The following is a 26307-nucleotide window of genomic DNA, read 5'->3' as shown; positions in this document are numbered from 1 at the left end:
TCCTGTCAGGAGGGATTGGCCGGTTGCGGTTGCAGCACTGCACCGGATGGACTTAAACCATATTTAGCCCCAAGTGACTGTAAAATCAAGCGGGCATCAAAGGCATCTTGAGGCGCCTGATTGGCCTTGAAGCATTCAATGGTATAGGCCACCTGGGCAGGATCCAGAGTCACGGTATAGGGACGGTCATAGAATGGGTCTGGCCAGAACCCCGGATATCGGCGGTAATACCCGTACGGATAAAAGCTCGGTGCCGGATAGACGATGGCCTGCCGTGGAGGTTGTTGAGTACGGTTACTTGGATCATTCAGTACCCTGAAGAACTGAAAGCCATTTTGTACGGTAGTCTGTGCGGCTTTGAGCAGGGTAATTTCTTCAGCTGTGCCAAAGCTCATATTGGGACGGGCCTGAAAGCTGATACGGTAAGTGTTGCTATTGAGGGGAGTGGTACTGTAGCGACCTAACTGATCAAATGTTAAGGGCTTTGAGGGTGTGGTTGCACAGCCAGTCAGGCTGATGGCAGCAATCATACTCAATCCCAGTAGCATGTTTTTCATGTTCGATCTCCTGATGCAATGATCCAGTTCAGACAGCCGGTCTTAAAAAATCTTAAAAACTGCTATCGGGCTGGGTCAGGAAAGTAAGTTCTTCATTGGTCGATTCACGACCCAGGATTTGGTTCCGATGCGGGTAACGTCCAAAGCGGTCAATAATGACTTTATGCTTTTTCTCGAATTCCAGATTGGTCGGATTGCCCAGACGCTGAAACAGTTTTAAGGCGAATTCATGAATTAGTTTGGATTCGCTGTGCATAAATGGCATATACAGAAAGGCACGTTGTTCTGGACTGAGCTGTTGATCCAGGTTCAGGCTGATGGCTTCCTGAGCCAAGGCCAGTGCCAAACTGTCTTGGGCAAAAGCTTGGGGAGAATCACGGAATAAATTTCGTGAAAATTGATCTAGCACAATAATTTCGGCCAGCCGACCTTCTGCTGTTTCACGCCAGCCCCAAAGTTCAGCCCGGGCTGCCTGCTGATGAGTGCTCATGAACTGCTGCGCAATACTTTGGTCGAATTCATGACTTTGGCTAAACCATAAGGGCTGGCTGTCCGCATGAAACCAGAAGTCTAAAATATCTTGATAATTCATAATATTTACAATTCATTAGCATCTATTTGTTAATAAAATCACAAATTTTCCATGTCTTATAGAGGAAGTTTGTGTTAAAAATTTGCCAAATTAAAAATCAATAGTTTGCCTGAAAACTAGGCAGCCTGTCATGTGCCGGCACGAAATCACGTTATACTGATTAAACCGATGATTTTAATTTAATAATTTAGCCCCCTTAAGCGAGATTGTAATGAGTCAACCTGAATCGACTTCCCAAAATGTGTTACCGACCTGGGTCGAGTCGTCACTCATCAAAGGCATGCTGCGTGGTATCGAGCGTGAAAGCTTACGTATGCAAAGTGATGGTTTCCTGTCACAGGCAGCGCATCCTCGTGCCTTGGGTTCAGCCTTGACTCATCCACATATCACCACGGACTATTCTGAAGCATTGATGGAGTTTATTACTCCGCCACAAGACAGTATTAAAAAGGCGCTGGACTATCTCAGCGATATTCATGCAATTGTACATCGCCATCTGGAAAATGATGAAAAGCTCTGGCCTTTGTCGATGCCGTGTATGCTGGACAGCCGCGATGACAGTATTCCGCTGGCACAGTATGGCAGCTCGAATATCGGTTTATTTAAAACCTTGTATCGTCATGGTCTAGGTGTGCGTTATGGCCGCCGTATGCAGACGATTTCAGGTGTGCATTACAACCTGTCTTTCCCGGACCATCTCTTCGAGGCACTGCAACAGCAGGAACAGGACGAAGCGCTGAAAGCATTGAGCTTGCAGGATTATCGCAGCCATCGCTATATGGGCCTGATCCGTAACTTTATTCGTCTGACCCCACTGGTGATGTTCCTGATCGGGGCCAGTCCGGCAGTCTGCCAGTGCTTTATGACTGGCCGTGATCATTTCTTGCTGCCATTGGTGAAAGGCACTTTGTATTCGCCTTATGCGACCGCGCTGCGTATGGGACGTTTTGGCTATCAAAACTCTGCGCAGAAACAGCTCGGTATTCACTACAATAATTTGCAGGACTATCTGGACGGACTGCAAAAAGCCGTTAAAACGCCGTATAAACCGTTTAGTCGTCTGGGACTAGATGATGCCAATGGCCAGCCGATCCAGATCAATGATCATGTGTTGCAAATCGAAAATGAATATTACAGCTTAGTGCGCCCGAAACAGGTGCCACTCGCGGGTGAAACCCCGTCACAGGCCCTTGAAAATCGCGGGATTGCCTATGTCGAGTTACGTGCCGTCGATGTCAATCCCTATAGCCCGATTGGGATTAATGAAGATACGGCCGGCTTCCTCGAAGTCGTAGCTTTGTACTGTTTATTGCAGGACAGTCCGGCGCTCCTCAGCGATGAACAGGATATCATTGAGCAGAATCAGGCCGAGGTCGTGAATCGTGGCCGTGCGCCAAATGCCGCAATTATGGAAAATGGTCAGTCTTATCCGATTGAAGACTGGTGTGCCATGCATTTGCAACATATGCATCCCCTGGCCAAGCTGTTAAATTCGGCCTATGACACCACCTTATATACTGATGCTCTAAAAACCATGAGGATCCGGGTCGATGAAGTCGATGCCACCTTGTCTGCCCTAGTGGTCGGGGATACGCGTGAACAGGGCAGTATGTGGCATTTTGGCCAACATCTGGCCCAGCAACACAGCAGTGTCTATGAAGCGCATCAGCTCAGCCCGGAAACCCTGGCTTATTTTGAAGAAATGTCACAAAAGTCATTGCAGCAGCAACAGCAACTCGAGCAAGATAGCAGCGTCAGTTTTGCTGATTATTTAGCCCAATATCGATAAAAAATAAGAGGATTCACCATGCAATGGGGTTATCGCTTCGTGAGTGGTATGTTGTTTCTGGCTGCTGTCATCGGCATGGCATTTGCCTTATATCTTGAGCATGTACAAGGTCTGGCGCCTTGTCCGCTCTGTGTGTTTCAGCGTGTTGGATTAATCGGACTCGGGATCATCTCACTGATCGCATTCCTGCATAATCCCGCATCTAATCTCATGAAGCGGCTGTATGCCTTGCTGGGTTCGCTCAGTATTTTGTGGTCTGTGGGCGTGGCTGCGCGTCATGTCTGGTTACAGAACCTGCCACCGGATCAGGTGCCGAGCTGCGGTCCCGGTCTGGAATACTGGCTGGAAACCCTGCCGATGCAGTCTGTACTGCAACAGGTCTTAAATGGTTCAGGGGAATGTGCCGCGATTGACTGGACCTTCTTGGGTCAATCCTTGCCTGTCTGGTCTTTGATCTTTTTCAGTATTTTATTGCTGATTAGCCTGTGGCAACTACTGCGTAAATATAAAAAGGCACCGGTTAAACGACTCAGAGATAAATATTAATTCCGTATTTAATAAAAAAGCCCTCAATCGAGGGCTTTTTTATTTGCTTCAGTTTAGGTCAGGGCTATGCCTTCCAGACTGTCCAGATCCATCACATATTCATGAATCTGATCAAAGGCTTCATCTTCTACACTTGGATAGAACCAGCGCGCCACCTGCTCGGCCACTAGCGGATGATACTGAATTTCAAAATGGTTCAGGCCGTAAAAAATCGCCTTGTTTGCATCGGGGACTTTGAGCTGGAAACGCGGATTGGGATGCTCGCCCAAAGCACTTTTAATACTGACCAGATAATCGCCAATCACATGTAAGGTCTTGTTTTTTCGGTTTTCAAACTCGATGGTACCGGCGACCAGATAGGTATCGATATGCGAGGGAATTGGGGCAGGTTTACGGTGATCATCCATAAAGCCGATCCGAAGTGGATTATGCTCCCAGTCATCATCCCGGACGCTGCCATGGCGCAAATCCAGAATACCGTTACTGCGAATATTGACCAGATGGCCAAGCAGCCGGATCAGTGGAAAATGTCCAAGTTTGTCCTGCAAGCTAAAGCCAAAACGTTCCAGTACTGCACCATGATGCGGTGAACCCAGACAGACCAGATTTTCCACCATATTGACCCAGCTATAGACATTCTGCTTGCCATAAAACAGCGCACTACGAGAGACCAGACCACCCATGCTATGCCCGATCAGGTCAATACTGGTAATTCTCGGATTGCGAGCAATCAGATCCTGTAAGGTATTCGCCAGACTTCGACCATTGGCAGAAATCCGGCGTCCAGTATTGTAGTTTAAATACAGCATGGTATTGCGGTCGCGCTGTGCCAGTAATTTTTCCCCGATCCCTTCATATTTGCGATTCGACCAGTCGAGATGGTTCATACATAAGCCATGCACAAACAGGGTAATCCGCCCGCTTAACTCGCCATTTTGTAACGAACCATAGTGGTCATAGATCACCATCGGCAGGGCCAAAGGATTCTGATATTTCAGCAGATAATCCCCGATAATGCCATTCAGGGCACTAACCAGAAAATGTAAGGAAGGCGTCAGCGGCTTATTGTGCAGTTTGGGAAAACGCTCAATAATCTGGCGTAGCCCCGGCGCAATCAGGGTATTACCATAATGAAACAGCATGTCATAGGACATTTGATAGAGCCGGGCAATCGAGGAAATATTCTGAAGTTTTTGTGAATTATTTTCACTTAAACCAAAAATACTCATTAAAATTTCGCGTTGAATACTCTTGATCAGCTCCTGAATCACGTCGTTAAAGCGCGTCGTTACCAGCTGCGCCAGACCTTCCAGTACATCGGCCTGACTCGGTGGGGTTCGGTCCCAGCGACAATAGGTTTCATGTAACGGTGTCAAACTTGGCATCTGATCCTGTCCTTTCAATGAGCCGCATACGTTGCCATCTTCCTTTTTAAAGAACTTCGCGGTATAAATTCTTTTTTTTGTGGTGTTTTCAGGTTTTTAGGGCCTCAGTTTAAAATAACGAGAATTAGAGAAGATTTTGGGCTTTTTTGTCAGACAATTTAAGCAATTAACTGGTCTTATAACGTAGTGTACTTCACATTATTTAAATTAAATTTTGATGATTGATGGTTTTTTTGTTGGTAGTTCATGAATATCATTTATTTGCATGGTTTTAAAAGTAGTTCAAACTCGATCAAGGGAGAATTGCTGCAACATTACTGTGCAAAGTATCCTGAAATTCAGGTACATTTACCCGATTTAAACATGTCACCGAACGCTGCCATTAGGCATGTTTCTGGCCTGATTGAATCGATGCATGAGGTGGCCCTGGTGGGGAGCAGTCTCGGGGGATTTTATGCGACACATCTGGTCGCACAGCATGCTGTGCCTGCTGTACTGATCAATCCGGCAATGCGACCATGGCAACTGTTTCGTGAACTGTTTGATGAGCAACTGCCTTATCAGGTTCATCCGAACTGGTGTCTGGATGAGGCAGATCTGTTACAACTCCAGCAATTGGCCCTGCCGGTTGCACAAGATGCAGACAAAATACTGGTTCTGCTGCAACAAGGCGATGAAGTTTTGGATTATCGTGAAGCACATCGTTATTATAGTGCTGCGCATCCCCCTGCAATGCTGATGACTGAAGCGCATGGCAGTCACGGGATGGATGATTTTGCGGAAAAAATTCCGTTCGTCTTACAGTTTTTATTGGACTGCATAAAAAAGGAAACCGAATAACGTGTCTCAATATACGGCTCAATCTCTTGAAGTTTTATCTGGTTTGGATCCGGTCCGTCGTCGTCCGGGCATGTATACCGATACTTCTCGTCCCAACCATTTGGCACAGGAAGTGATTGATAATGCTGTCGATGAGGCACTGGCAGGGCATGCCAACAAGATTACCGTCACGGTCTATAAAGATGGTTCTTTATCAGTCGAAGACAATGGCCGTGGTATGCCGGTGGATATTCACCCTGAATATGGCCAGAGCGGTATTGAAATTATCATGACCAAACTGCATGCCGGCGGTAAGTTCAGCACCGATAATTACCAGTTTTCCGGTGGTTTGCATGGCGTTGGGATTTCAGTGGTCAATGCGCTTTCGACCCGTGTAGAGGTCGAAGTTCAGCGTCAGGGTAACCTGTACAGAATGGCCTTTGAAAATGGCGAACCGGTTGCACCGCTTGAAGTGCTGGCAGGTAAGGCACCGAAACGGGTATCAGGAACTACGGTACAATTCTGGCCTGAAGCCAAATATTTTGATTCGCCAAAATTTGCCCTCAAAGCGTTAAAACATAATCTCAAAGCCAAAGCTGTTTTGGCGGCCGGTTTACAGATCAACTATGTTGATCAGATTAATGATGAAAAGATCACCTGGCAGTTTGAAAATGGTCTGGTCGACTATTTGATGGACGAGCTGGAAGACCGTGAAATTATTCCGGCACCGGCTTTTGTCACCACAGGTGACGCAGAGCGCGCCAGCGCAGAATTTGCGATTTGCTGGAATGTTGAAGGTGGTGAAAGTGTTCAGGAATCTTATGTCAACCTGATTCCGACTGCGCAGGGCGGAACCCATGTGAATGGTCTGCGTTCAGGTGTGACTGATGCGATGCGCGAGTTCTGTGAACTGCGGAATTTGCTGCCACGGAATATGAAACTCTCTGCCGAAGATGTCTGGGACGGCGTCAACTATATCCTGTCATTGAAATTTCAGGAGCCACAGTTTTCGGGTCAGACCAAAGAACGTCTGTCGAGCCGTGAAGCAGCAGGGATTGTGCAGAATATTGCCAAAGATGCCTTTGCACTGTGGTTGAACCAGAATTCTGACATCGCCCTGCAACTGGCAGAAATGGCCATTTCTAAAGCCGGTCGCCGTTTAAAAGCTGCGAAAAAAGTAGAACGTAAAAAGATTGTGGCAGGTCCAACTTTGCCAGGTAAATTGTCGGATTGTGTAGGCCATGATCTGGATCAGTCAGAACTGTTTATTGTGGAAGGGGATTCTGCGGGTGGTTCAGCCAAGCAGGCACGTGACAAGAACTTCCAGGCGATCATGCCAATTCGTGGCAAGATCCTGAATACCTGGGAAGTCTCTTCGGACGAAGTTCTAGCATCTCAGGAAGTACACAATATTGCGATTGCCATTGGCGTTGATCCGGGTTCGGATGACTTATCGGAACTGCGTTATGGCAAGATCTGTATTCTGGCTGATGCCGACTCGGATGGTCTGCATATTGCCACTTTGCTGTGTGCCTTGTTTGTGAAGCATTTTCCGACTCTGGTGGAAGAAGGGCATTTATTTGTAGCGATGCCACCATTATTCCGAATCGATGACAATAAAGATGTGCACTACGCTTTGGATGAAGATGAGCTGAATAGCATCCTGAAAAAATGCAAAACCAAGAATCCGCAAATTACCCGATTCAAGGGGCTGGGCGAGATGAATGCCAGCCAGTTACGTGAAACCACACTTGATCCAAACACGCGCCGTCTGGTGCAACTAGATCTGGATGATGCTCATCATACTGCAGGTTTATTGGATAAACTTTTGGCGAAAAAACGTGCCAGTGACCGTAAAGACTGGTTAGAACAAAAAGGTAATCTGGCAGATTTGGTGGTTTAAACTATCGAATTTAAGCAATAAAAAATCCCGCAACCGCGGGATTTTTTTGTTTTAAAACAGTGCAAAAATTACTCAAGATGCTGCACTTTATTTGTACATCATCTTCTATCTCACTTCTGCTATGTTTTCATTGCTCTTTGCGCGACCTACTTAGAGTTAAGCTCGGATACAGCATTTAAATACAGGTTTAATTCTTTTTAGTATTACTAAATCAATGATTCATAATACAAATAATGAAATAAGTTAAAGTAAATTTTTTTATTTTTTGAAGCCTTGGCACAGAAATTGAATCACTCCATCCAGATGTACAACAAGACAAGCATGAAAAATGCACCATCATAAAGTTTGGAGAAAATCTGATGTTCCAACGCAATTTATTTTCAAAAAGTATTTTAGCCGCAACCATGGCAGGGGCTGTTGCATTAACGGGGTGTTCAAAATCTGCTGAAAAAGCAGAAGCCCCGGCCGCGGAAAGCAAAGTCGCAGATAGCGGCGATACGATTAAAGTCGGGATCCTGCATTCATTGTCAGGCACCATGGCAATTTCTGAGACCTCACTGAAAGACACGGCCTTAATGGCGATTAAGGAAATCAATGACAAGGGTGGGGTACTGGGTAAAAAACTGGAACCTGTGGTGGTCGATCCGGCATCAGACTGGCCACTTTTTGCAGAGCAAGCACGTCAGCTGATTACCCAAGACAAAGTCGCGGTAATTTTCGGTGCATGGACGTCGGTATCACGTAAATCTGTCTTACCAGTGGTTGAAGAGCTGAATGGCTTATTGTTCTATCCTGTACAGTACGAAGGCCAGGAACAATCCAAAAATATTTTTTATACCGGTGCTGCACCTAATCAGCAAGCCATTCCAGCCGTGGAATACTTGATGAGCGAAGAGGGCGGTAAAGCGGAGCGTTTTGTTCTGCTCGGTACAGACTATGTTTACCCACGTACCACCAACCAGATTTTACGTGCTTTTTTAAAGTCTAAAGGTGTGGCTGATGCGGACATCATGGAAGAGTACACGCCATTTGGTCATAGCAACTATCAAACCATTGTCGGCAATGTGAAAAAATTCGCAGCTGGTAAAAAGACTGCGGTGATCTCGACCATCAATGGTGACTCGAATGTGCCGTTCTATCGTGAATTGGGTAATCAGGGCATTAAAGCCTCTGATATTCCCGTCATGGCGTTCTCGGTGGGTGAAGAAGAACTGCGTGGTATTGACACCAAGCCATTGGTCGGTCATTTGGCGTCATGGAACTATTTCATGTCAGTGAAGAATCCGGTCAATACAGAATTTACCAACAAAATGAAGCAGTATGCGGTGGAATTCAAACTGCCGAATGCAGACAAGCTCGTGACCAATGACCCAATGGAAGCAACTTATGTCGGGATTAACATGTGGAAGCAAGCCGTTGAAAAAGCAGGTTCTACAGAGGTCGATAAAGTCCGTGAAGCGATGGCAGGTCAGGAATTCAAAGCCCCATCCGGCTATACCTTAAAAATGGATGCGACGAATCACCACTTACACAAGCCAGTCATGATTGGTCAGATTCGTGGCGATGGACAGTTTGATGTGGTCTATAAAACGCCACAAGCCATCCAGGCACAGCCTTGGAGCCCGTACATTCCGAAATAACAGCTATCTTTTGCCTGCCACAGCCGTGGCAGGTGTCCTCTGATTTTTTTCTTACTCTCCACGGAAAATTTCCAATGGAATAGGGGTGAATATAATGAATATTCGCGTGAATATCGCCGCTATTTTTCTGGTATTTGTACAGGTTATTTGTGTGCAACTGGTATCAGCAGAACAATCCTCAAATAGCACTGCATTGACTGCAGCAATACAACAAGATGCAATCCAGCAATTTGTGCAAGGTGATTTTGCCCAGCGCCGTGCTTTACTGAAGCAATGGCCGGGCAGTATTGAGCAGTTAGATCAGCTTGCAGAATATGTTGAAAACGAGCAGCTTTATAGTGGGGCTAATGGTCAAACCTATATTTTAGAATCGGACGAAAAATTACTCAGCTATCCGAGTCTAGGCATCGTTGCAGATTGGCCGAGTGACTTATCACAAGTGACTTTGGTGAATACCTTGCGTAAAGCGCTCAACTTTGGTTTGGCACAAAGAAAACTCAAATCTGAAGATGCTTCCGAGCGTTTAGAAGCGATTGATATTTATGAAAGCAACTTGGCAGAGCTGAATGTTGCTCACATCAATGCCCTGTATTTGAACGAACAAAATAACAAAGTCAAAGCCCGTTTGGCCCAGCTTAAAGCGCGTCTGGATTATCAAGATGAAGATGTCTTAGTTAAAATTCAAGCGGCGAAAGCCTTGCAAGACTCCAATCGTCCCGATGTCTTGGCGATGGTGGAAAATGAGCTAACACAGCCGAATTTACATCCAGAGCTGAAAGCGGCTTTGCTTGAAGCGAAAAGCAGTATTAAAACCCGTATTCAAGCCAGCGAATGGACAGGACATTTATTTTCAGGTTTAAGTACTGCGAGTATTCTACTGCTTGCTGCACTGGGTCTTGCGATTACTTATGGTTTGCTCGGTGTGATTAATATGGCGCATGGCGAGCTGATTATGATTGGTGCCTATACCACTTATGTGGTGCAAAGCCTGTTTAAAAGTTATTTGGGTAGCTATGTCGATTGGTACTTAATCGCCGCGATTCCTGCAGCATTCCTGGTAAGTGGGCTGATCGGCATGTTGATTGAACGTACCGTGATTAGTCCGCTATATGGTCGCCAGTTGGAAACCTTGCTTGCCACTTTTGGTGTCAGCCTGATTCTGATGCAATTGGTACGCATGACTTTTGGTGCGCAAAATGTCGAAGTTTCTAACATTTCCTGGCTGTCAGGCGGGATCTCGATTACTCCAAGCTTGATGCTGCCCTATAACCGTATTGCGATTATTGTCTTTACCATTGCAGTGCTTTTGTTGTTGGTTTACCTACTGAATAAAACCCGTTTTGGTCTCTTCGTTCGTGCGGTGACACAAAACCGTCAAATGGCGCGAGCAGTCGGTATTCGTTCTAGTCGTATCGATATGATGGCCTTTGGTTTAGGTTCAGGTCTTGCAGGGTTAGCCGGATGTGCTTTGGCACAAGTGGGTAACGTCGGGCCGGATTTAGGGCAAAACTACATTATTGATGCCTTCTTGGTGGTGGTTGTCGGTGGTGTAGGTCAGGTGTGGGGTGCAGTCCTTGCAGCGCTTGGTCTGGGTATTAGCGGTACCGCCTTGGAAATTGGCATTGGTGCAGTACTGGCAAAAATTGTTCTCTTGGTGCTTGTGATTTTGTTTATTCAAAAACGTCCACAAGGTTTGTTTGCCATCAAAGGCCGTTTTGTGGAGTAAGCACATGAAGATTACACAATTATTATCCGACAAACCGCATAGTGGCATTGCGATTGCCGTATGCTTTGCCATTTTATTGGCATTGCCATGGTTACACCTGTTACCTGCCGATTCAACCCTACATTTATCTGCGTATTGGGTCACCTTGATTGGCAAAATCATGTGTTTGGCTCTGGTCGCTTTGGCACTGGATTTAGTTTGGGGCTATGCCGGAATTTTAAGTTTAGGACATGGTTTGTACTTTGCCCTTGGCGGTTATGCCTTTGGGATGTACTTAATGCGCCAGTCTGCAGGGGATGGCATTCCTGACTTTATGCGCTTCCTTAGTTGGACGGAAGTGCCATGGTTTTGGGTCGGTACGGAATACTTCCTTTGGTCATTGGTATTAGTGGTATTAGTGCCGGGCATCATCGCCTTTATTTTCGGCTTCTTTGCCTTCCGTTCCAAAATTAAAGGCGTGTATTTCTCGATTATTACCCAAGCTATGACTTTTGCCGCTGCATTACTTTTCTTCCGTAATGAAACCGGCTTTGGTGGCAACAACGGCTTTACCGGTTTTAAAACCATTTTAGGCCTGGACATTACCTCGGCATCGATGCGGGCAAGTTTGTGCTTTATCACCGCTTTGGTATTGTTGCTGTGCTTTATTGGTTTACGTCATTTAATGAATAAACCTTATGGCCGTGTACTCGGTGCAATTCGTGACAGCGAAAACCGTCTGCAATATTTGGGCTACCGTACCTTGTGGTACAAGCTCTCGGCATGGGTGCTATCTGCGGTGATTGCAGGCATTGCAGGGGCACTGTATGTGCCACAAGCCGGCATTATTAACCCAAGTGAAATGAACCCGGTGAACTCGATTGAAATGGCAGTCTGGGTGGCAGCGGGTGGACGTGGCACGCTGATTGGTCCATTGATTGGGGCAGGCTTAATCAATGGAGTAAAAACCTATTTTACTTCGGCTTATCCTGAAGCATGGCTGTTGATTTTGGGTACGTTATTTATTGTAGTGACCATCTTCCTGCCAAAAGGCATTATTGGTCTGTTTGACCGTTTTAAAAAGGAGCGTAGCGAATGAGCGAGATCCTGCAACCGCATGGTGGTCATGCTTCTGAAGGCTATGGTCGCCCAAAAGAACAAGGCGCGGACTTTACCCATGGCATTGCATTGTATCTGGAAAAAGTCAGTGTCTGGTTTGATGCCTTTCGTGCCCTAAATGATTTATCGCTGTATATCGAAGAAGGGGAATTACGCTGCATCATTGGACCGAACGGGGCGGGGAAAACCACCCTCATGGATGTGATTACCGGAAAAACCCGTCCAACTGAAGGCGCTGCATTTTTCGGGCAAAACTATGACCTAGCCAAAATGAGTACCGAGCAAATTGCTGAAGCAGGCATTGGACGTAAATTCCAAAAACCGACGGTGTTTGAAAATTTCAGCGTCATGGAAAATCTGCTTCTAGCAGCCCCCAAAGACAAGCGCGTGAAAAAGAGTTTCTTTAGCAAACTCGATCCCGATGCCCAAAATGCCCTGGATGAATCACTTGCGCAAATTCGTCTGCAAGAGTTCATTAATAAACCTGCTGGCTTGCTGTCGCATGGTCAAAAGCAATGGTTAGAAATCGGCATGTTGTTGATGCAACGTCCAAAACTGATTTTACTGGATGAACCTGTAGCAGGCATGACCGATGCCGAAACCGAGCGCACGGCGGAGCTGTGTTTAGAACTCAAGAAAAATCACACCCTCGTTGTGGTTGAGCATGACATGAGCTTTATCGATACTATTAGTGAAAAAGTCACGGTATTGGCACAAGGCGCAATTTTAGCAGAAGGCACATTGGCAGAAGTACAAGCCAATGAAGATGTCATTGAAAAGTATTTAGGACGTTAAGGAGACCGTGATGTTAGAAGTCAAAGACGTCAATCAATTTTATGGTGGCAGTCATATTTTACGTGATGTGTCGTTGACTGCACCTGTGGGTGAGTGTTCGGTGGTGCTTGGGCGCAATGGTGTAGGGAAAACCACGCTCCTTAAATGTCTGATGGGTATTTTACCGATTAAATCCGGACAGATTTTGTTGGATGGCAAGGACATTTCGAAACTCAGTCCTGAACAGCGTGTCCGTGCAGGTCTGGCTTATGTGCCCCAAGGTCGAGATATTTTTTCAACGCTGACGGTGGAGGAAAATATCCTCATTGGTATGGCGAAATATAAAGGAGCAAAGACACGCAAAGTGCCTGAGCATCTCTATGAAATTTTCCCTGTCTTGGACGAAATGAAGCATCGCCGTGGGGGAGATTTATCCGGTGGACAGCAGCAGCAGCTTGCCATTGCACGTGCACTTGCTTCTGAACCGCGTGTGCTGATTTTGGATGAACCGACTGAAGGCATTCAACCATCCATTATTAAAGACATTGGCCGGGTCATTCGTAAACTGGCGGATGGTGGTGAGATGGCGATTGTGCTGGTTGAGCAGTTTTATGACTTTGCTGAAGAACTTGCCGATGGTTATACCGTGATGGCACGTGGGCAGGTTGTGGCGCAAGGTGTGGGCAGTGAAATGCCGGAGAAGGGAATTCGGGAGTTGGTGGCGATTTAATGCTTTTAGCTCCTTCTCTTATGGGAGAAGGCGGGGGATGAGGGCTTATCTTTATTTACCTCTCCCTAACCCTCTCCTAGAAGGAGAGGGAAAAAGCCTCCCTGAGCAAGATATAAGCACTGCTTTATATCGAAGCGTAAGAAAGGGAGGTTTGGAGGGATTAGATTTTAAATCTCCTCTTACGAAGCAGAGCTTCTCATCTCTTAAAGAGAGAGGGGAATTTTCTTTTTGGAATAATGGAGGGATTAGATTTCTGTATTTTCATCCCAAAGGAAGTACATACCAAATTGTCCAGTTCTAAATTCACCGCCTATCGCTTTGCCCGTATCAGCCATATTTTCCCTATAATATTTTGAATATTATGTTTGTTATAGGGTAATAAGATATCGCTGAATCAGCAATCACTCAACCTTTAAATACATGCCATCCGCCGAGACATTATGGCCAAAACCGCAAGACATTGGATTGTTGCTATTCACTACAATCTGTTGTCCAATTTGAGCGTTAAACTGAAATTTCAAATCAATTTTGCAATTTTCTACGCTGTAATTGGCCTGAGCTTTATTCAGCGACATACGGGTTAAAAATTCTCCCATATTTGGTCCATAAATCAGACTGCGTAAACCCATATAGAGTCCATTAAACTCAATCTGGTAGGCATTAGAAGCTGGTTTAACTTCCATCGTATTCCACTGACCAAAACCTGCATAGCGGACATATTTTCCTGCAAAATTCTTCGGTTTTTCTGGTGCAGGTAACTGTTTTAGATTGAACTGGCTGGCTTTAGTATTCGGAAAAACGGAAAACCAGGCGCGTGCCCATTGCGGCTTTCCAAGCTTGGCATAACTTAAGCCAACATTATTAAATGCCGTGGTGATATCACGCTCAGAAAAAGCTGTAACGCCGTCTTCTACATTCATCGCACAAAAAGATGACCAAGCGGCTTGTTGCTCAAATTGCGCTATAGCCTTTTGATATTGTTTTTGGTCGTAGAATTTCTTGCCATTATTTGCATAGCTTTGCACTTTGCTACAGCCTGAGCGGAGCTCTTTTTCAAAATCTGAATCAGCAAAAGTGTGCGCGCTTAAACCTAAAAGACCAATAGACAATAGAGATTTATACATGGTGTTATTCAGTATGATTTTGAGCTGAATAAAACATAGCCGCTCGTATAAGTAAATAGAACTTGTGCTTATTAAACTGGATAACAACAAAATATCGTGATGGCCAAGTATTAAAAAGCTGAAAAGGAGTGTCCAGAAAGCAGTTCTGGAATAGCTTTAAACTAAGAATGAATCAAGCTCGATCCAGATTCAGTTGCAAGAGGACCAAATCACGCCATTGCCCAAACTTCTGTCCAACTTGCGGCATATAGGCAGTTTGAACGAAACCCAGTTTTTCATGCAGACGAATCGATGAAGTGTTTTCAGAATCAATCGCCGCGACCATGATATGCAGTTTCTGTACCTGAGCCTGTTCAATTAAATACTGCAATAATTGAGAACCTAAACCTTGCCCTGCATAATCTGGATTTAAAAAGATCGAATGTTCTACCGTCTGTTGAAAGCCCTGAATACTACGAAACTGATCATAACAGGCATAGCCAGCAATGACTTGATTTTGAGTATCTTCAACCACAAAAACCGGGAAATTCTGATTTTTAAGCTGCTTAAACCAGATTTTGAAATAGTTCAAATCAAAGGCCGTTCTGTTCCAGGTCGCAGTACCATAGAGTACTTCCTGATTATAAATCTTGAGGATGGTTTCAAGATCATGTTCGGTCGCAGGTCGAATATCAAAATCAGGCATATTCTTGTTCTGGTAGAGGTGAGCTGAAATCACAGTTTAAAAAAAAGCAGAACCGGAGTTCTGCTTTCGATCATACATCAATTAGAAATGATATTTCACAAGTGCGCTGACATTGTTTTCGTCTTGATTTTTAAGACCAAACTTGTTGTTCCACACTGAATGTTCAACGCCGAGGTATAAACGGGTGTCTGGAGAAATGTGTTTGCCCGCATTCCATTTCCACTGTGTAGTCCAGTTTAACTCGCTTGCTTGAGCGTCTTTTTCAGCAGTTGACCAATCAAGGAAGCCATCTACAAGAAAGTCTTCAGCACCCAGTTTAAATGGCACACCATAGGTAAGCGTCATTTGATAATCGTCTTTATTGCCAAACACTTTTTCATTATTTGCACGATAAAGATTCAAGCTAGCATATTGAAAGTATGGGATATCAAGGTCAAAGCCCACGCCATATAGGAAGTTATCAGCATTATCTGAACCTTCCCACGTTGTTGAAATAAGCACATCTTTCACTGGACCAAAGGCAAGTTTTTGGCCTGTAACTTCGCTTAAGCTTAAACGTGGTGATAACTCAAAGTACGTACTTTTAACATCATCGCCACCGCGCAGACGATCCATAAAGAAGAATATATCTGCATATTTAACTTTTGCAGCATATTCAACAGTTAAAGTAGTTTGCTGATCGTCTACAACTTCATAGTTTTCACCATAAAGACCTGTAACGCTAAAGTCCTGCCAAACTGGTTTTGCTTGAGCAAATACAGCAGTTGAAGCCAATGCACAAAGTGCCGCAAGTTGTGTAAATTTCATTTAAATCTATCCCCCCGAGAAAGCAGAATAAGCATACAGATTAATAAGTAAAAATAAAGTTAAAAGTGATCGCTGACTTAAATATATTTCAGCCTTCATGAGTTGAATGAAGACGATCATCTTCCTCAGTTTTCATTGCCTTTTGCTGATATTTCTCTAAATTATTATTTTTTAAATAAAGTTGAATATGTAGCGTCTTAAAAGACTGAATGTATAACTAGAAATATAAAATCACTTCAATTCAGGATGATGAGTTTAGAAAACCAGTAAAAATAGGGGGAATATACAGATTGTTTAGTAATTAATTTGAGCCTCAGGCTGAATAGCTTTGTTCTGTTTGTGTAATGAGGTTAGTTCTAAAATCTCAAATGACGGTCGTTTTATAAGCCTATTCTCAGCGTCGTAAAATAAGAGTGATCGGTCTTATATTTCAATTGAAAATCATTTTTGCAGTTTATTATTTTCGAATGACGAAAGAGTATTTTTCCCGGTTCTGCAAAAGCAACTAAATAATGATAAAGCATATTATCTCTTCAGAACTGTAAGGCTGACTAGGCGCTGATCTTATAAGAAAAACTATTAGATAAAAGTGAGCTAATTTTCATAAAAAAATACTTTTAATTTCTTTTTTTTTAGGTTTCTTGGTCGAATGTTATTTAAGCGATTTATCGGTCTGGCTTAAAAAACATTTCAAACTAAATTGTGTGAAGAGTTGCGCAATTGCTGTTTGAAGAATCCTGTATTTTTGAGCTGAGTAAGCAGTTGTCACAATGGATTATTCTTTTGCTAAAAAACCAAAATATCACTTGCATATTTCCCAGATACAGCCGATATTCAAGATATAAGGACACGATTCTGCAGACTCAAAAATGTGTTCATCATTCAAAATGGAGGGTGTGATTCCAATCATTTGAAGAAGTGAAATGCGATGCGAAACAGCAAGCTACAAACGTGCCAAGATAAAAAATTTTGCACTCAAAAGTTACAAAGATTGAGGATGGTAATATATGAATATTGAACTTCGTACCGATAACCACATTCAGAATAGTGATCGTTTAATTACTTATGTACGGGAAGAATTAAATCAAGAATTCCAGCGCCACAGCGAACGTATTACCCATTTTTCAGTCCATCTTAGTGATGAAAATGGCGCCAAAGGCGGCGATGACGATATTCGTTGTATGATTGAAGCGCGTCCTGCAGGCTTGAAACCTGTCGTAGTCAATCATCGTGGCCATAATGTCGATACTGCGATCCATGGTGCAATTGACCGACTAAAACGTAGTCTGGAACATGTGATCGAGAAAAAAGACAATGTTCGTCCTGGTGCTCTCGAACTAGCAGACACAGATACTGCGGATATCGAAGAGTAAGCCAAACTGATTTGAAAAAGCCCTGCGGGGCTTTTTTCGTATTAAACAAAAATATAGTTATGAGAAGCACAACAAATCCTGCTTTATTCGGCATAATAGTCGAAAACGAATCAAAGTGAGCTCCATCATGTTAACTGCGCAACAACAGCTTTTTGTGCAAGCACTCGAAGAATTAAATCTGGACCAGGTCAAACAGCTGCTGGCAGATGGACTCAACCCGAATTTTATTGATCATGACAAAGGCCCGGTGATTTCGGTCTGGTCAGATGGCCTGTTTAAATGGTGGGAAGAAGTGTGTGAGCTGTATGAAGCCGGAACACCACTTTCAGAAGAGGAGAAACAGGCACGTTTGGCGGTACATTTACAGATTCTGGAAGAACTGATCCAGGCCAAAGTGAATCTGCATTTGTGGGATGCAGAAGAAATTTATGGTCCACTCTGGGATGCCGCAAGTGCCGCATGCGCGCCAGCTGTACAGCGTTTACTGGATGAAAAAGTCGATCCAAATAGCAAAGATGAAGATGGCATGACTATTTTATCTTCAATTAGTGATCTATTCTTTGATTGTGATTTTGATGAAATCAACTGGTCAGAAGCCTTGGATGAAGAAAAACAGACGCTAGAACTGCTTCGCAAGCATGGCGCAAAAATGACCAAAGAACTCAGTTAAATTTTAATAAAGAGCTCCAACATGACAACATTAAAAACCTTGGGTTTGATTGCACTGGCCGGTTGTAGTGCACAGCTTTTCGCAGCAGATTTTGAATTTGATCGACCAGGTGAGGGTCTGAGTACTGGAATTACGCCAGTCGGAAATGTCGCTTGGGAGCAAGGCTTGCCTACAGCGCATTATAGCAAGTCGGGCGATCAGACCGCGACCACACTCAGTGCAGATATGTTGTTACGTACCGGACTCAGTGATGATCTGGAATTGCGTTTAGGTTGGGCTGGCCCGACCTGGACCCAAGTGAAATCCAATGGCCAGACCGAAGAAGATGATGGTCTGGGCGATGTTAGTATTGGTCTGAAAAAGGCCATTGATTTGGATGATGACAAACTCAGTATGGCTTTGCTGGCCGAAGCCATCATTGCAACAGGCAATGCCGGTTTCACCAATGAAGAAGATATTTACAGCCTAGGTTCTGTCTTGTCGTATCAATATAATGACTTGGTCAGTACCGCATTGACCATGCGTTATGAATGGCAGGACAGCAACTGGGCAGTGTCTGCGATTCCTTCTCTAGGCTACCGCATTACTGATCGCTGGTCAGGTTATTCTGAACTGATTTACCGTAAAGCGGAAAGTGTCGATAATCAATACGCACTCGGTACCGGGGTTATGTATGCCTTAAACGACCGTGTCCAATTGGATGCGAATGTCGGTGTAGATCTGGATGGTGCAGATCGAAGTTACTTCTCAGGCTTAGGTTTCTCTGTGCTGTTCTAAGTTATTCAACTCACAGATGATGAAATACTCGCAGTTCCCGACCTGGGGGAAAATGCTTGCCCTGGTTATTTTGGGAAGCACCTTGTTCAGCAGTCCTGCTCAGGCGGAAACTGCATTGTTGTCTGCCGAGCAGGCTTTTCCTGTGAGCGTGATCTCCACCAGTCAGCAGCAGGCTGAACTGAGTTGGCAGATTCCAGACAACTATTATCTGTATCAGCATAAAATTGAAGTCCGGCAGGGCAACCAACCGGTGTCGTTTGAGTTGCCACCCGCTGAAGATTTGTATGATGATAACTATGGACATACCCAGGTTTATTATCAGCAGTTAAAGTTTCAGATCCCGACTCAAGCGGGGCAATCCTATCAGGTCAGTTGGCAAGGCTGTGCCAAAGACCGGATCTGTTATCCGCCACAAACCATTCAGTTCAAGACCGATTTGTCCGGTCTGGTGCAATTCGAAGCTGCCGGATCAGGAGCAAAGCGTTTACTTGATCTGAATACTTCATCACTGCAACACAATACCCTGTTTAATACAGTGGATTCCTCAGAATCTACAGCAGATGAAATCTCTGCATCAGCCAACACACAAACCGAACCTTATGCAGCACAAGACCAGAAATGGTCAGCCCAGTTGCTTGAGCGCTCTTTGGGCTATGGGCTTTTACTGTTCTTCGGCTTGGGAATTTTACTGGCTTTCACCCCGTGTTCCTTGCCGATGCTGCCAATTCTGACCTCGCTGATCGTACGTGACAGTAAAGGCCTGAAAGCCTGGATGATTGCACTGACTTTTGTCAGCAGTATGGCTACTGTCTATGCGGTACTCGGCTTAATTGCGTCTTCAGCTGGTCTGAACTTCCAGCGCTGGTTGCAGCAACCGGGAACCCTGATCGCATTTAGCATCCTGTTTGTCCTGTTTGCCCTGAATCTGTTTGGCCTGTTTGAAATCAAACTGCCGCAACGTCTGGTTCATCGTCTGGACCGGGCGCAGGCCATGCAGCAGGGAGGGAGTCTGGTCAGTGCCGGTGTCATGGGCATGATCTCGGCACTTCTGGTAGGACCATGCATGACCGCACCACTGGCAGGTGCATTGTTATTTATTTCCCAGACGCAAAGTCAGTGGCAGGGCGCTCTGTTGCTGTTTACTCTGGGTTTTGGGATGGGCACGCCTTTATTACTGGCCAGTATTCTGGGTGCACGGATTCTGCCTAAAGCCGGGCACTGGATGAATCAGATTAAAGTGCTCTTTGCCTTTATCATGCTGGCATTGGCCCTGTATTTTATTCGGCCGCTAATTTCAGAAGCCGCTTTACAATGGTTATCCTTAGCTTTGGGTATGACCTTCGTAGCCTATGTGCTGTTCCGGATTTTCTGGCATCGCACGAGTCTAAGATGGCTGTATATCCTGTGTCTGGTACTGGCTGTACCTTATATTGCTTATAGCCAATATCAGCATAGTCAGCGGTTTTTTGTGGAGCAGGTGAGTACAGAAGTCAACTGGCATGTGGCACGTAGTGCAGCAGAATTTCAGCAGATTTTGAACAAGGCACCACAAGGGCAAAAGATCATTATTGATGTCTACGCCGACTGGTGTGTCGCCTGTCAGCCGATCGAACATCGTATTTTAAAATCTGCAGCGGTGCAGCAGGCGCTTGCGCCATATTTCCTGATCAAGCTGGATTTAAGCCAATATAATGCCTCTCATCAAGCACTGTTAAACCAATGGGAAATTCTGGGACCGCCAACGTATTTATTCTTGAATGCGCAGCAGCAGGAAATTCGTGGCTTGCGTTTGACCGGTGCCTTTAGCGAGGGAGAATTGCTGGCACAACTGCAAGCGCTGGCTCAAAGTGAAAATCCATAATCTAGTCTTAAAAAGCTGAACCCGTTTAAGAGACCTGCATCTGTGCTGGCACCGGTTCAGCATAGGCTTTGACCAGATTACGCCCACCGGCTTTAGCCTGATAAAGCGCCTGATCGGCCTGACTCAATAACTGCTGCGGGCGTAATTCCGCGCTAGAAATGGCAATCCCGAAACTGGCGGTCACCGGAATCAGCTCACCCTCATCACTGAAAATCTGCAATTGCTGAATGGCGATGCGACAGCGTTCAGCCACTTGCTCGGCTTTTTCCAGACTGGTATTTTTAAGCACCAAAATAAATTCTTCCCCGCCAAAACGGCCGACCACATCACTTTCGCGCAATTGCTGGTTCAGTACAGCACTCACTTCAACTAAGGTTTCATCGCCCTTATGATGGCCATAGTGATCATTAATTTTCTTGAAATGATCCAGATCTAATAGCACTAAAGCATAATTGGGAGTGGCTGCGGCATTCAGTTTATCCAGACATTGGTTGATACTACGGCGGTTAAACAGGTTGGTGAGCGGATCAATCTGACTCAGCTGTTTGATCAGCTGCTCGCGATGACGCCATTGACTGAGCAGAATCTCGAATAACACCATGCAGACGGCCAGAATTGGCAAAATGAAATACAGCATCGATAACAGCCAGAAACCATTATAAAAAAGCTTGTCATCGATATTAAATAGCGGTGAATAAGGCAATTGATGACTGAAACTTAAATAGGCGCATCCGCCCAGAAAAATGGAGGCAGGAATCAGCATGCTATAGACCAGCGTGCGATGAAACAGCACCAGTCCCACCATAATTAAACAGACATAGGAGGTCGTGGCCACAGGGCTGATCACCCCGACGACATAGGCGTCACGACACAACGAGATAACAAAAGTACCCACTGCCATATAAGGCAGATAACGTTCAATCAGCTGATTCCCCTGAAATTTATAACAGGGAAAAATCAGGAGAAATAGAATTACCAGAAAGCTGCTGTTCAGAGTAATTTGTGTATAGACCCGTTCTAGATGAACATATTGCCAATATTCGGGATTTAATAACACGAAAATATCCCAGCCGAGCCAGGTCAGATGTACTCCGCATCCCAAGGTCAGCATCAGGATGCATTTCTTCAGGATGCGCCAGTTCATCACGACTTCATCTTCGACCAGATATTTCTTGATTCTGTGTCTTAGCACTTTTTCTAATACAGGCGATATTCGCTTCATGGTCCCGGTCTGACTTTAATTGTTATGGCAGATTTTTTAAGACTTATTGGATATTTATAGCTTTATTTACACAAGATAACATAAGTTTGAATGCTTGATAAACAACAATATTTAAAACATTTTTGTGATTTAGTTGATATCTGATCTGCTCATTCTTTGCCGATAGCGTAAGTGATCTAGGCTATGCCAAAGGGTTCTCATCAAAATTAAAGAGGTTAAGAGGTATACAGTTTTGTTCTAAATTCAGGATGATGTGTTTTATTTGTGCTAATTATTTCAATATGGTCAATCGTTAAAATGGCTGCATTGTTAGAAACAACCAAAGATAAAGAGCGAAGCCATGAAAGTTTTACAGATTGATTCCAGTATTTTAGGAGATGCTTCTATTTCGCGTCAGTTAACTCAGGCCGTGGTGGAACAATTGCAGCAAAAATATGCTGAGGCCATTGAGGTTGAATATCTGGATCTGGCAGCACAGCCTATTCCCCATCTTACCGCCGAAATTTTAATGGGCCAGAATGCAGAACAGACGGCATTGGGCGAGGAAATTTTAGAACAATATTTGCAGGCGGATGTCGTGGTGATTGGTGCAGCGATGTATAACTTCGGTTTGCCATCGACCCTGAAAGCCTGGATTGACCGGATCTGTGTCGCGGGACGCACCTTTAAATATACCGAACAAGGTCCTGTGGGTCTGGCGGGCAATAAAAAAGTGTATATCGCCAGCAGCCGTGGTGGTGTGTATGGTGAGCAAAGCCCGGCTGATTTTCAGGAGGCTTTCTTGAAAACCGTATTTAACTTTACTGGCGTGAATGATATTGAAGTGATTCGTGCTGAAGGGGTGAACATGGGAGAAGCGGTTAAAGCCCAAGCGCTACAAACTGCATTGCAGCAGGTTCAGGCCATTTAAAACCTAAAACCTCTTTTCAAAGGGTCAGCTACGGCTGACCCTTTTTATATGCTAAATCATGCTTAATCCCGATCCAGACGATGGGCAAATTCTGCAAGATCGGTCAGCGCCTGTTTGGCTTCATCGAACCAGGCGCTGAACATCTGGAAGTTGTGCCACATGCCGGTATACAGTTTAAATTCGACCTCGACACCTGCCTGCTCCGCTTTTTCTTTAAAACGGCTAGCATCATCCAGCAGAATTTCCTTGGAACCCACCTGAATATGAATCGGTGGCAAACCAGTTAAATCGGCGAAAAAGGGAGAAACTTCCGGATCACCCCGATCAATCGAACGCGGCACATAATATTCAATCCCAGTTTGAACTGTTTCCAGAGACAGCAGGGCGTCATGCTTCTGGTTATAACGTAAAGATTCACTGGTCAACGTTAAATCCAGCAGTGGAGATAGCAAAATCAGACCGCTGACCTGTGGCAGACTTTCCTGCTGTATTTTGAGTGCCAGCGCCAAGGCCAGATTGGCACCGCAAGAATCGCCAGACAGAATGATATCTTTGGCTTGAACACCTTGATCCAGCAGCAGATTATAGACATCAAACAAGGCTTCCAAGGCTTCTGGATAGGCAGATTCGGGTGATAGCGGATAATCGACATGCAGTACCTGCATCTGGGTTCGAGCCGCAATTTGAGTCATAAAGGCACGATGGGTATTTAAAGAACCTAAGTAAAATGCGCCGCCATGAATATGAAAAATCAGCTGGGTCGATTCCTGCTGCGGCTTAATTTCTTCCGCGCGCAGTCCGGCCAGTCGGAGCGAGCGAATCTGTACCGTTTTATCCTGAGGGAAAAGTTTGCACATCTGTTCCAGTGCAATGCGCATCGAACTCGGTGGAAGAGTGAATCTGCTCGGGGCACGAATGGCCGTTTTTAAAAAGCTTTCTGTAATTAATTGTTTCGTTAGCGGGCTTATCTTCATCTTCCTTCCATCTTTTTGTGCTTTTATTGATCGTATAGATTATTTACCAACCATATTTACAAGGTTACACTAAATAGTCACACCTAAAAATTGAAAAATTGTTGTGACTTTTTAATACTACATGGGTCTATTTTCAGACTAAGGAAATGAAGAAAAATGAAAAAAATAGCGCTTACGTTAGGACTACTAGGCTTATCTGCACTGGCTAATGCCGCGGATCCTTTAAATGGTACGGTATGGAAAACCATTGATGATAAAACCAAGCAGCCTAAGGCCATGGTTAAATTCACTGAACAAAAGAACGGCACTTTGTCAGCCAGTATTCAGTCTGTGTTAACTCCCGGTGAAGAAAATGCCTGCAAGAAATGTGAAGGTCCATATCACAACAAATCTCTGAAAGGCTTGACCATTGTTAAAGGTCTGAAAAATGCTGGTGGTACCAGTTATGACAGCGGTTCGATCCTAGATCCGCAATCTGGTAAAACTTATAAGTTGAAAGGTCAGCTGGCAGACGGTGGCAAGAAACTTGAACTGCGTGGTTTCATCGGCGTAGCGGCATTGGGTCGTAACCAGACCTGGATTCGTGCCAACTAATTTATTTTAAGCAGATATACAAAAGCCTGACCGATGTCAGGCTTTTTTATGAAAATTATTTAGGGCAAGAGATTAGTGATTCAAGCCACGATAAACCGTTTCATCAAAACCGGCAATAAATCCTGTAGAGGTTGCCAGTATTGGACGTTTGATTAAACTGGTATGGGTGGTTAATGCATTAATTAAGGCATCTTCACTCGACAGGGCGGTCTGTTGCTCTTCTTCACCGAGTTTACGCCAAGTGGTGCCTTTCTTATTCAGGACCACGTCCTGACCCAAGGCATCCAGCCAAATTTTAACTGTTTCAGCATCTATGCCCTGTTTTTTATAGTCATGAAATTCATAACTCAGACCTTGCTCCGTCAGCAGATCAAAGGCTTTTTTCATCGAACTGCAATTTTTAATTCCGTAAATTTTTAACATAGCTGCCATCTAAAAAATTTAAATCATGAACTAGCTTAACCAAATTGGCAGCAGCAGACCATGCAAAAGCAAATGAAAAAGGAAAAAACTTTAAATAGCAGAAAAGTCATGTCATTAAAATGACATCAAGCAGCTTTAATATGAGCAGCAAGAAAAAGAACAATCCAAATAATAAGAAAAATAAAAATTTGGGAATGATAGAAATAGAAAACCCGCATTTAATCATCCTGATCATGCGGGTCTCAATCCAACGTCCAATGTCACATCCATGCAAAACAAGCTAAATCTATAGTCTGTTTTATTTTCGTCCTACGGCGTCCTGTCCTTATGTTGTCGTCCTGACATGTCCTTGTGCCGTAGCGCTATAATGCTATGTTATTACATTGAGATAAACCCAAAAAATACGTCATGTCATGTAAGAAATAAGCCTTAATTGAGTGAACATCTGTTCACTCAATTAAATAGTGAAGATTATAATTTATAGTCGATAATCACTGGGGCATGGTCGCTAAACCATTGTTCTTTATAGACCCAAGCATTAACGGTGCGCTCTTTCCAGTCCGGAGAACAGGCATGATAATCAATCCGCCAACCAACGTTCTTGGCGCGTGCTTGTCCACGGTTTGACCACCATGAGTATAATTCGGCTTCTTTGCGGACTTCACGGAAAGTATCGACATAACCGAGCTCATCATAAATATGATCCAGCCAGGCACGTTCATGCGTTAAACAGCCCGAGGCTTTCTGGTTGCCCGACCAGTTTTTAATATCAATACGTTTATGCACGATATTATAGTCACCACAGACAATCACCGATTTATTTTCATCGCGCCACTGTTTCAGGATTTTTGCGTATTCTTCCAGAAAGTGATCTTTACGCGCTTGTGCTTCATCGCCTGATGAACCCGAAGGCAGATACAGGGAACAGATCTGTACAGTTTGTTCTAGACCCAAGTTAAATTCAGCGGCAATAAAACGGCCTTGTGAATCGGCCAGTTCAAAACCCAAGCCATCGGTCAGAGACACAAAAGGCAGACGGCTATAAATGGCAGTACCGGCATAACCCGGACGCTCGGCAGGAAACAGGTGCGTGTACCAGCCTTCAGGCTTGAATTTATCGGTCCACTGCGCATGCGTGATCCGGCTTTCCTGCATGCAAATCACGTCGGCATCCGACTGTTCCATCCATTCTAATAGACCTTTGGTGACAGATGAGCGTAAGCCGTTGACATTAATTGAAACGACGCGAAGAATTTTTTGATCACCTGGATAGCTACTCTTTGGTATCATGCGCAAGTCTTACCTTAATTAATGGATTTAGGAGCACC

General features: G+C 44.6%; 25 protein-coding genes. 15 read left to right on the top strand and 10 right to left on the bottom strand.

What is annotated here, in order from left to right:
- Window positions 1–5: 5 nt before the first annotated feature.
- Entirely contained in the window at window positions 6–557 is a 552-nt protein-coding gene (locus BFN00_RS01925; RefSeq protein ID WP_004647203.1) for a CC0125/CC1285 family lipoprotein, read from the bottom strand.
- 52 nt (window positions 558–609) lie between these two features.
- Window positions 610–1149 (bottom strand): DUF924 family protein, encoded by a 540-nt coding sequence (locus BFN00_RS01920; protein WP_004647204.1) that lies wholly within the window; start codon window positions 1147–1149, stop codon window positions 610–612.
- Between the two features lie 211 nt (window positions 1150–1360).
- Here BFN00_RS01920 and gshA point away from each other — a divergent pair, with 211 nt between their 5' ends.
- Complete coding sequence (gene gshA / locus BFN00_RS01915) at window positions 1361–2938, top strand: glutamate--cysteine ligase (RefSeq protein ID WP_004647205.1); 1578 nt, start codon at window positions 1361–1363, stop codon at window positions 2936–2938.
- 18 nt (window positions 2939–2956) lie between these two features.
- Complete coding sequence (locus BFN00_RS01910) at window positions 2957–3484, top strand: disulfide bond formation protein B (RefSeq protein ID WP_004281272.1); 528 nt, start codon at window positions 2957–2959, stop codon at window positions 3482–3484.
- A gap of 53 nt (window positions 3485–3537) precedes the next feature.
- On the opposite strand, the gene BFN00_RS01905 is transcribed toward BFN00_RS01910, so the two are convergent.
- Window positions 3538–4869, bottom strand: coding sequence for a PGAP1-like alpha/beta domain-containing protein (locus BFN00_RS01905; RefSeq protein WP_071850299.1), 1332 nt, complete (start codon window positions 4867–4869; stop codon window positions 3538–3540).
- 246 nt (window positions 4870–5115) lie between these two features.
- Between BFN00_RS01905 and BFN00_RS01900 the strand changes: the two genes are divergently transcribed.
- The 7 genes from BFN00_RS01900 to urtE all read left to right on the top strand — a co-directional run bounded on the left by BFN00_RS01900 (window position 5116) and on the right by urtE (window position 13559).
- Entirely contained in the window at window positions 5116–5709 is a 594-nt protein-coding gene (locus BFN00_RS01900) for a YqiA/YcfP family alpha/beta fold hydrolase (RefSeq protein ID WP_071850298.1), read from the top strand.
- Window position 5710: 1 nt separating this feature from the next.
- Window positions 5711–7591 carry a DNA topoisomerase IV subunit B gene (parE, locus tag BFN00_RS01895; RefSeq protein ID WP_071850297.1) on the top strand — a complete coding sequence of 627 codons (1881 nt, stop codon included), beginning with the start codon at window positions 5711–5713 and terminating at the stop codon, window positions 7589–7591.
- 359 nt (window positions 7592–7950) lie between these two features.
- Window positions 7951–9231 (top strand): urea ABC transporter substrate-binding protein, encoded by a 1281-nt coding sequence (urtA, locus tag BFN00_RS01890; RefSeq protein ID WP_005250249.1) that lies wholly within the window; start codon window positions 7951–7953, stop codon window positions 9229–9231.
- A gap of 94 nt (window positions 9232–9325) precedes the next feature.
- Window positions 9326–10957, top strand: coding sequence for an urea ABC transporter permease subunit UrtB (gene urtB / locus BFN00_RS01885; RefSeq protein WP_071850296.1), 1632 nt, complete (start codon window positions 9326–9328; stop codon window positions 10955–10957).
- Window positions 10958–10961: 4 nt separating this feature from the next.
- On the top strand, window positions 10962–12035 hold the full coding sequence (gene urtC, locus BFN00_RS01880) for an urea ABC transporter permease subunit UrtC (RefSeq protein WP_005245654.1): 1074 nt from the start codon (window positions 10962–10964) through the stop codon (window positions 12033–12035).
- The gene (urtD, locus tag BFN00_RS01875) at window positions 12032–12850 is read left to right on the top strand and encodes an urea ABC transporter ATP-binding protein UrtD (RefSeq protein WP_004281279.1); all 819 of its coding nucleotides are present in this window, start codon (window positions 12032–12034) and stop codon (window positions 12848–12850) included. The genes urtC and urtD overlap by 4 nt, the downstream gene beginning before the upstream one ends.
- A 10-nt stretch (window positions 12851–12860) precedes the next feature.
- Entirely contained in the window at window positions 12861–13559 is a 699-nt protein-coding gene (urtE, locus tag BFN00_RS01870) for an urea ABC transporter ATP-binding subunit UrtE (RefSeq protein ID WP_071850295.1), read from the top strand.
- A 401-nt stretch (window positions 13560–13960) separates the two neighbouring features.
- Here the strand turns inward: urtE and BFN00_RS01860 are convergent, their stop codons facing one another.
- The 3 genes from BFN00_RS01860 to BFN00_RS01850 all read right to left on the bottom strand — a co-directional run bounded on the left by BFN00_RS01860 (window position 13961) and on the right by BFN00_RS01850 (window position 16175).
- Entirely contained in the window at window positions 13961–14683 is a 723-nt protein-coding gene (locus BFN00_RS01860; RefSeq protein ID WP_071850294.1) for a hypothetical protein, read from the bottom strand.
- Between the two features lie 172 nt (window positions 14684–14855).
- A complete protein-coding gene (locus BFN00_RS01855; RefSeq protein ID WP_071850293.1) occupies window positions 14856–15368 on the bottom strand; it encodes a GNAT family N-acetyltransferase in 513 nt (170 codons plus the stop codon).
- 81 nt (window positions 15369–15449) lie between these two features.
- Window positions 15450–16175, bottom strand: a complete 726-nt coding sequence (locus tag BFN00_RS01850) for an outer membrane protein OmpK (RefSeq protein ID WP_071850292.1) — start codon at window positions 16173–16175, stop codon at window positions 15450–15452.
- 1007 nt (window positions 16176–17182) lie between these two features.
- On the opposite strand from BFN00_RS01850, the gene BFN00_RS01845 reads away from it, so the two are divergent.
- From BFN00_RS01845 to dsbD, 4 genes are all read left to right on the top strand, one after another.
- Complete coding sequence (locus BFN00_RS01845) at window positions 17183–17548, top strand: HPF/RaiA family ribosome-associated protein (protein WP_004281285.1); 366 nt, start codon at window positions 17183–17185, stop codon at window positions 17546–17548.
- Between the two features lie 127 nt (window positions 17549–17675).
- On the top strand, window positions 17676–18218 hold the full coding sequence (locus BFN00_RS01840) for an ankyrin repeat domain-containing protein (protein ID WP_004647221.1): 543 nt from the start codon (window positions 17676–17678) through the stop codon (window positions 18216–18218).
- 21 nt (window positions 18219–18239) lie between these two features.
- Window positions 18240–18995, top strand: coding sequence for a transporter (locus BFN00_RS01835; protein ID WP_071850291.1), 756 nt, complete (start codon window positions 18240–18242; stop codon window positions 18993–18995).
- 19 nt (window positions 18996–19014) lie between these two features.
- On the top strand, window positions 19015–20856 hold the full coding sequence (dsbD, locus tag BFN00_RS01830) for a protein-disulfide reductase DsbD (RefSeq protein ID WP_071850326.1): 1842 nt from the start codon (window positions 19015–19017) through the stop codon (window positions 20854–20856).
- 25 nt (window positions 20857–20881) lie between these two features.
- Here dsbD and BFN00_RS01825 read toward each other — a convergent pair whose 3' ends face one another.
- Window positions 20882–22078, bottom strand: a complete 1197-nt coding sequence (locus BFN00_RS01825; protein WP_071850290.1) for a GGDEF domain-containing protein — start codon at window positions 22076–22078, stop codon at window positions 20882–20884.
- A gap of 340 nt (window positions 22079–22418) precedes the next feature.
- Here BFN00_RS01825 and BFN00_RS01820 point away from each other — a divergent pair, with 340 nt between their 5' ends.
- Window positions 22419–22988: an FMN-dependent NADH-azoreductase gene (locus tag BFN00_RS01820; RefSeq protein ID WP_005267680.1), complete on the top strand. Its 570-nt coding sequence runs from the start codon at window positions 22419–22421 to the stop codon at window positions 22986–22988.
- A 62-nt stretch (window positions 22989–23050) separates the two neighbouring features.
- On the opposite strand, the gene BFN00_RS01815 is transcribed toward BFN00_RS01820, so the two are convergent.
- Window positions 23051–23962, bottom strand: a complete 912-nt coding sequence (locus tag BFN00_RS01815; RefSeq protein WP_071850289.1) for an alpha/beta hydrolase — start codon at window positions 23960–23962, stop codon at window positions 23051–23053.
- 156 nt (window positions 23963–24118) lie between these two features.
- Between BFN00_RS01815 and BFN00_RS01810 the strand changes: the two genes are divergently transcribed.
- A complete protein-coding gene (locus BFN00_RS01810) occupies window positions 24119–24556 on the top strand; it encodes a DUF2147 domain-containing protein (protein ID WP_005105342.1) in 438 nt (145 codons plus the stop codon).
- Window positions 24557–24628: 72 nt separating this feature from the next.
- Here the strand turns inward: BFN00_RS01810 and BFN00_RS01805 are convergent, their stop codons facing one another.
- Window positions 24629–24979, bottom strand: coding sequence for a Spx/MgsR family RNA polymerase-binding regulatory protein (locus tag BFN00_RS01805; protein ID WP_071850325.1), 351 nt, complete (start codon window positions 24977–24979; stop codon window positions 24629–24631).
- A gap of 471 nt (window positions 24980–25450) precedes the next feature.
- Window positions 25451–26269: an exodeoxyribonuclease III gene (locus BFN00_RS01800; RefSeq protein WP_071850288.1), complete on the bottom strand. Its 819-nt coding sequence runs from the start codon at window positions 26267–26269 to the stop codon at window positions 25451–25453.
- Between the last annotated feature and the right edge of the window lie 38 nt (window positions 26270–26307).

The organism is Acinetobacter sp. AR2-3 (genome assembly GCF_001878775.1).
Taxonomy (GTDB): domain Bacteria; phylum Pseudomonadota; class Gammaproteobacteria; order Pseudomonadales; family Moraxellaceae; genus Acinetobacter; species Acinetobacter lwoffii_D.
The sequence above is the reverse complement of the archived record's forward strand: the minus strand, read 5'-3'. Positions and strand labels throughout refer to the sequence as shown.

Coding starts and splice junctions, on each gene's coding strand:
- BFN00_RS01835 (WP_071850291.1), top strand. CDS start 18,240: ATGACAACATTAAAAACCTTGGGTTTGATTGCACTGGCCGGTTGTAGT.
- BFN00_RS01815 (WP_071850289.1), bottom strand. CDS start 23,962: ATGAAGATAAGCCCGCTAACGAAACAATTAATTACAGAAAGCTTTTTA.
- BFN00_RS01925 (WP_004647203.1), bottom strand. CDS start 557: ATGAAAAACATGCTACTGGGATTGAGTATGATTGCTGCCATCAGCCTG.
- BFN00_RS01860 (WP_071850294.1), bottom strand. CDS start 14,683: ATGTATAAATCTCTATTGTCTATTGGTCTTTTAGGTTTAAGCGCGCAC.
- BFN00_RS01825 (WP_071850290.1), bottom strand. CDS start 22,078: ATGAAGCGAATATCGCCTGTATTAGAAAAAGTGCTAAGACACAGAATC.
- BFN00_RS01910 (WP_004281272.1), top strand. CDS start 2,957: ATGCAATGGGGTTATCGCTTCGTGAGTGGTATGTTGTTTCTGGCTGCT.
- BFN00_RS01840 (WP_004647221.1), top strand. CDS start 17,676: ATGTTAACTGCGCAACAACAGCTTTTTGTGCAAGCACTCGAAGAATTA.
- BFN00_RS01905 (WP_071850299.1), bottom strand. CDS start 4,869: ATGCCAAGTTTGACACCGTTACATGAAACCTATTGTCGCTGGGACCGA.
- BFN00_RS01810 (WP_005105342.1), top strand. CDS start 24,119: ATGAAAAAAATAGCGCTTACGTTAGGACTACTAGGCTTATCTGCACTG.
- BFN00_RS01855 (WP_071850293.1), bottom strand. CDS start 15,368: ATGCCTGATTTTGATATTCGACCTGCGACCGAACATGATCTTGAAACC.
- BFN00_RS01820 (WP_005267680.1), top strand. CDS start 22,419: ATGAAAGTTTTACAGATTGATTCCAGTATTTTAGGAGATGCTTCTATT.
- BFN00_RS01805 (WP_071850325.1), bottom strand. CDS start 24,979: ATGTTAAAAATTTACGGAATTAAAAATTGCAGTTCGATGAAAAAAGCC.
- BFN00_RS01900 (WP_071850298.1), top strand. CDS start 5,116: ATGAATATCATTTATTTGCATGGTTTTAAAAGTAGTTCAAACTCGATC.
- dsbD (WP_071850326.1), top strand. CDS start 19,015: ATGAAATACTCGCAGTTCCCGACCTGGGGGAAAATGCTTGCCCTGGTT.
- BFN00_RS01850 (WP_071850292.1), bottom strand. CDS start 16,175: ATGAAATTTACACAACTTGCGGCACTTTGTGCATTGGCTTCAACTGCT.
- gshA (WP_004647205.1), top strand. CDS start 1,361: ATGAGTCAACCTGAATCGACTTCCCAAAATGTGTTACCGACCTGGGTC.
- BFN00_RS01800 (WP_071850288.1), bottom strand. CDS start 26,269: ATGATACCAAAGAGTAGCTATCCAGGTGATCAAAAAATTCTTCGCGTC.
- urtE (WP_071850295.1), top strand. CDS start 12,861: ATGTTAGAAGTCAAAGACGTCAATCAATTTTATGGTGGCAGTCATATT.
- urtC (WP_005245654.1), top strand. CDS start 10,962: ATGAAGATTACACAATTATTATCCGACAAACCGCATAGTGGCATTGCG.
- BFN00_RS01920 (WP_004647204.1), bottom strand. CDS start 1,149: ATGAATTATCAAGATATTTTAGACTTCTGGTTTCATGCGGACAGCCAG.
- urtB (WP_071850296.1), top strand. CDS start 9,326: ATGAATATTCGCGTGAATATCGCCGCTATTTTTCTGGTATTTGTACAG.
- BFN00_RS01845 (WP_004281285.1), top strand. CDS start 17,183: ATGAATATTGAACTTCGTACCGATAACCACATTCAGAATAGTGATCGT.
- urtD (WP_004281279.1), top strand. CDS start 12,032: ATGAGCGAGATCCTGCAACCGCATGGTGGTCATGCTTCTGAAGGCTAT.
- urtA (WP_005250249.1), top strand. CDS start 7,951: ATGTTCCAACGCAATTTATTTTCAAAAAGTATTTTAGCCGCAACCATG.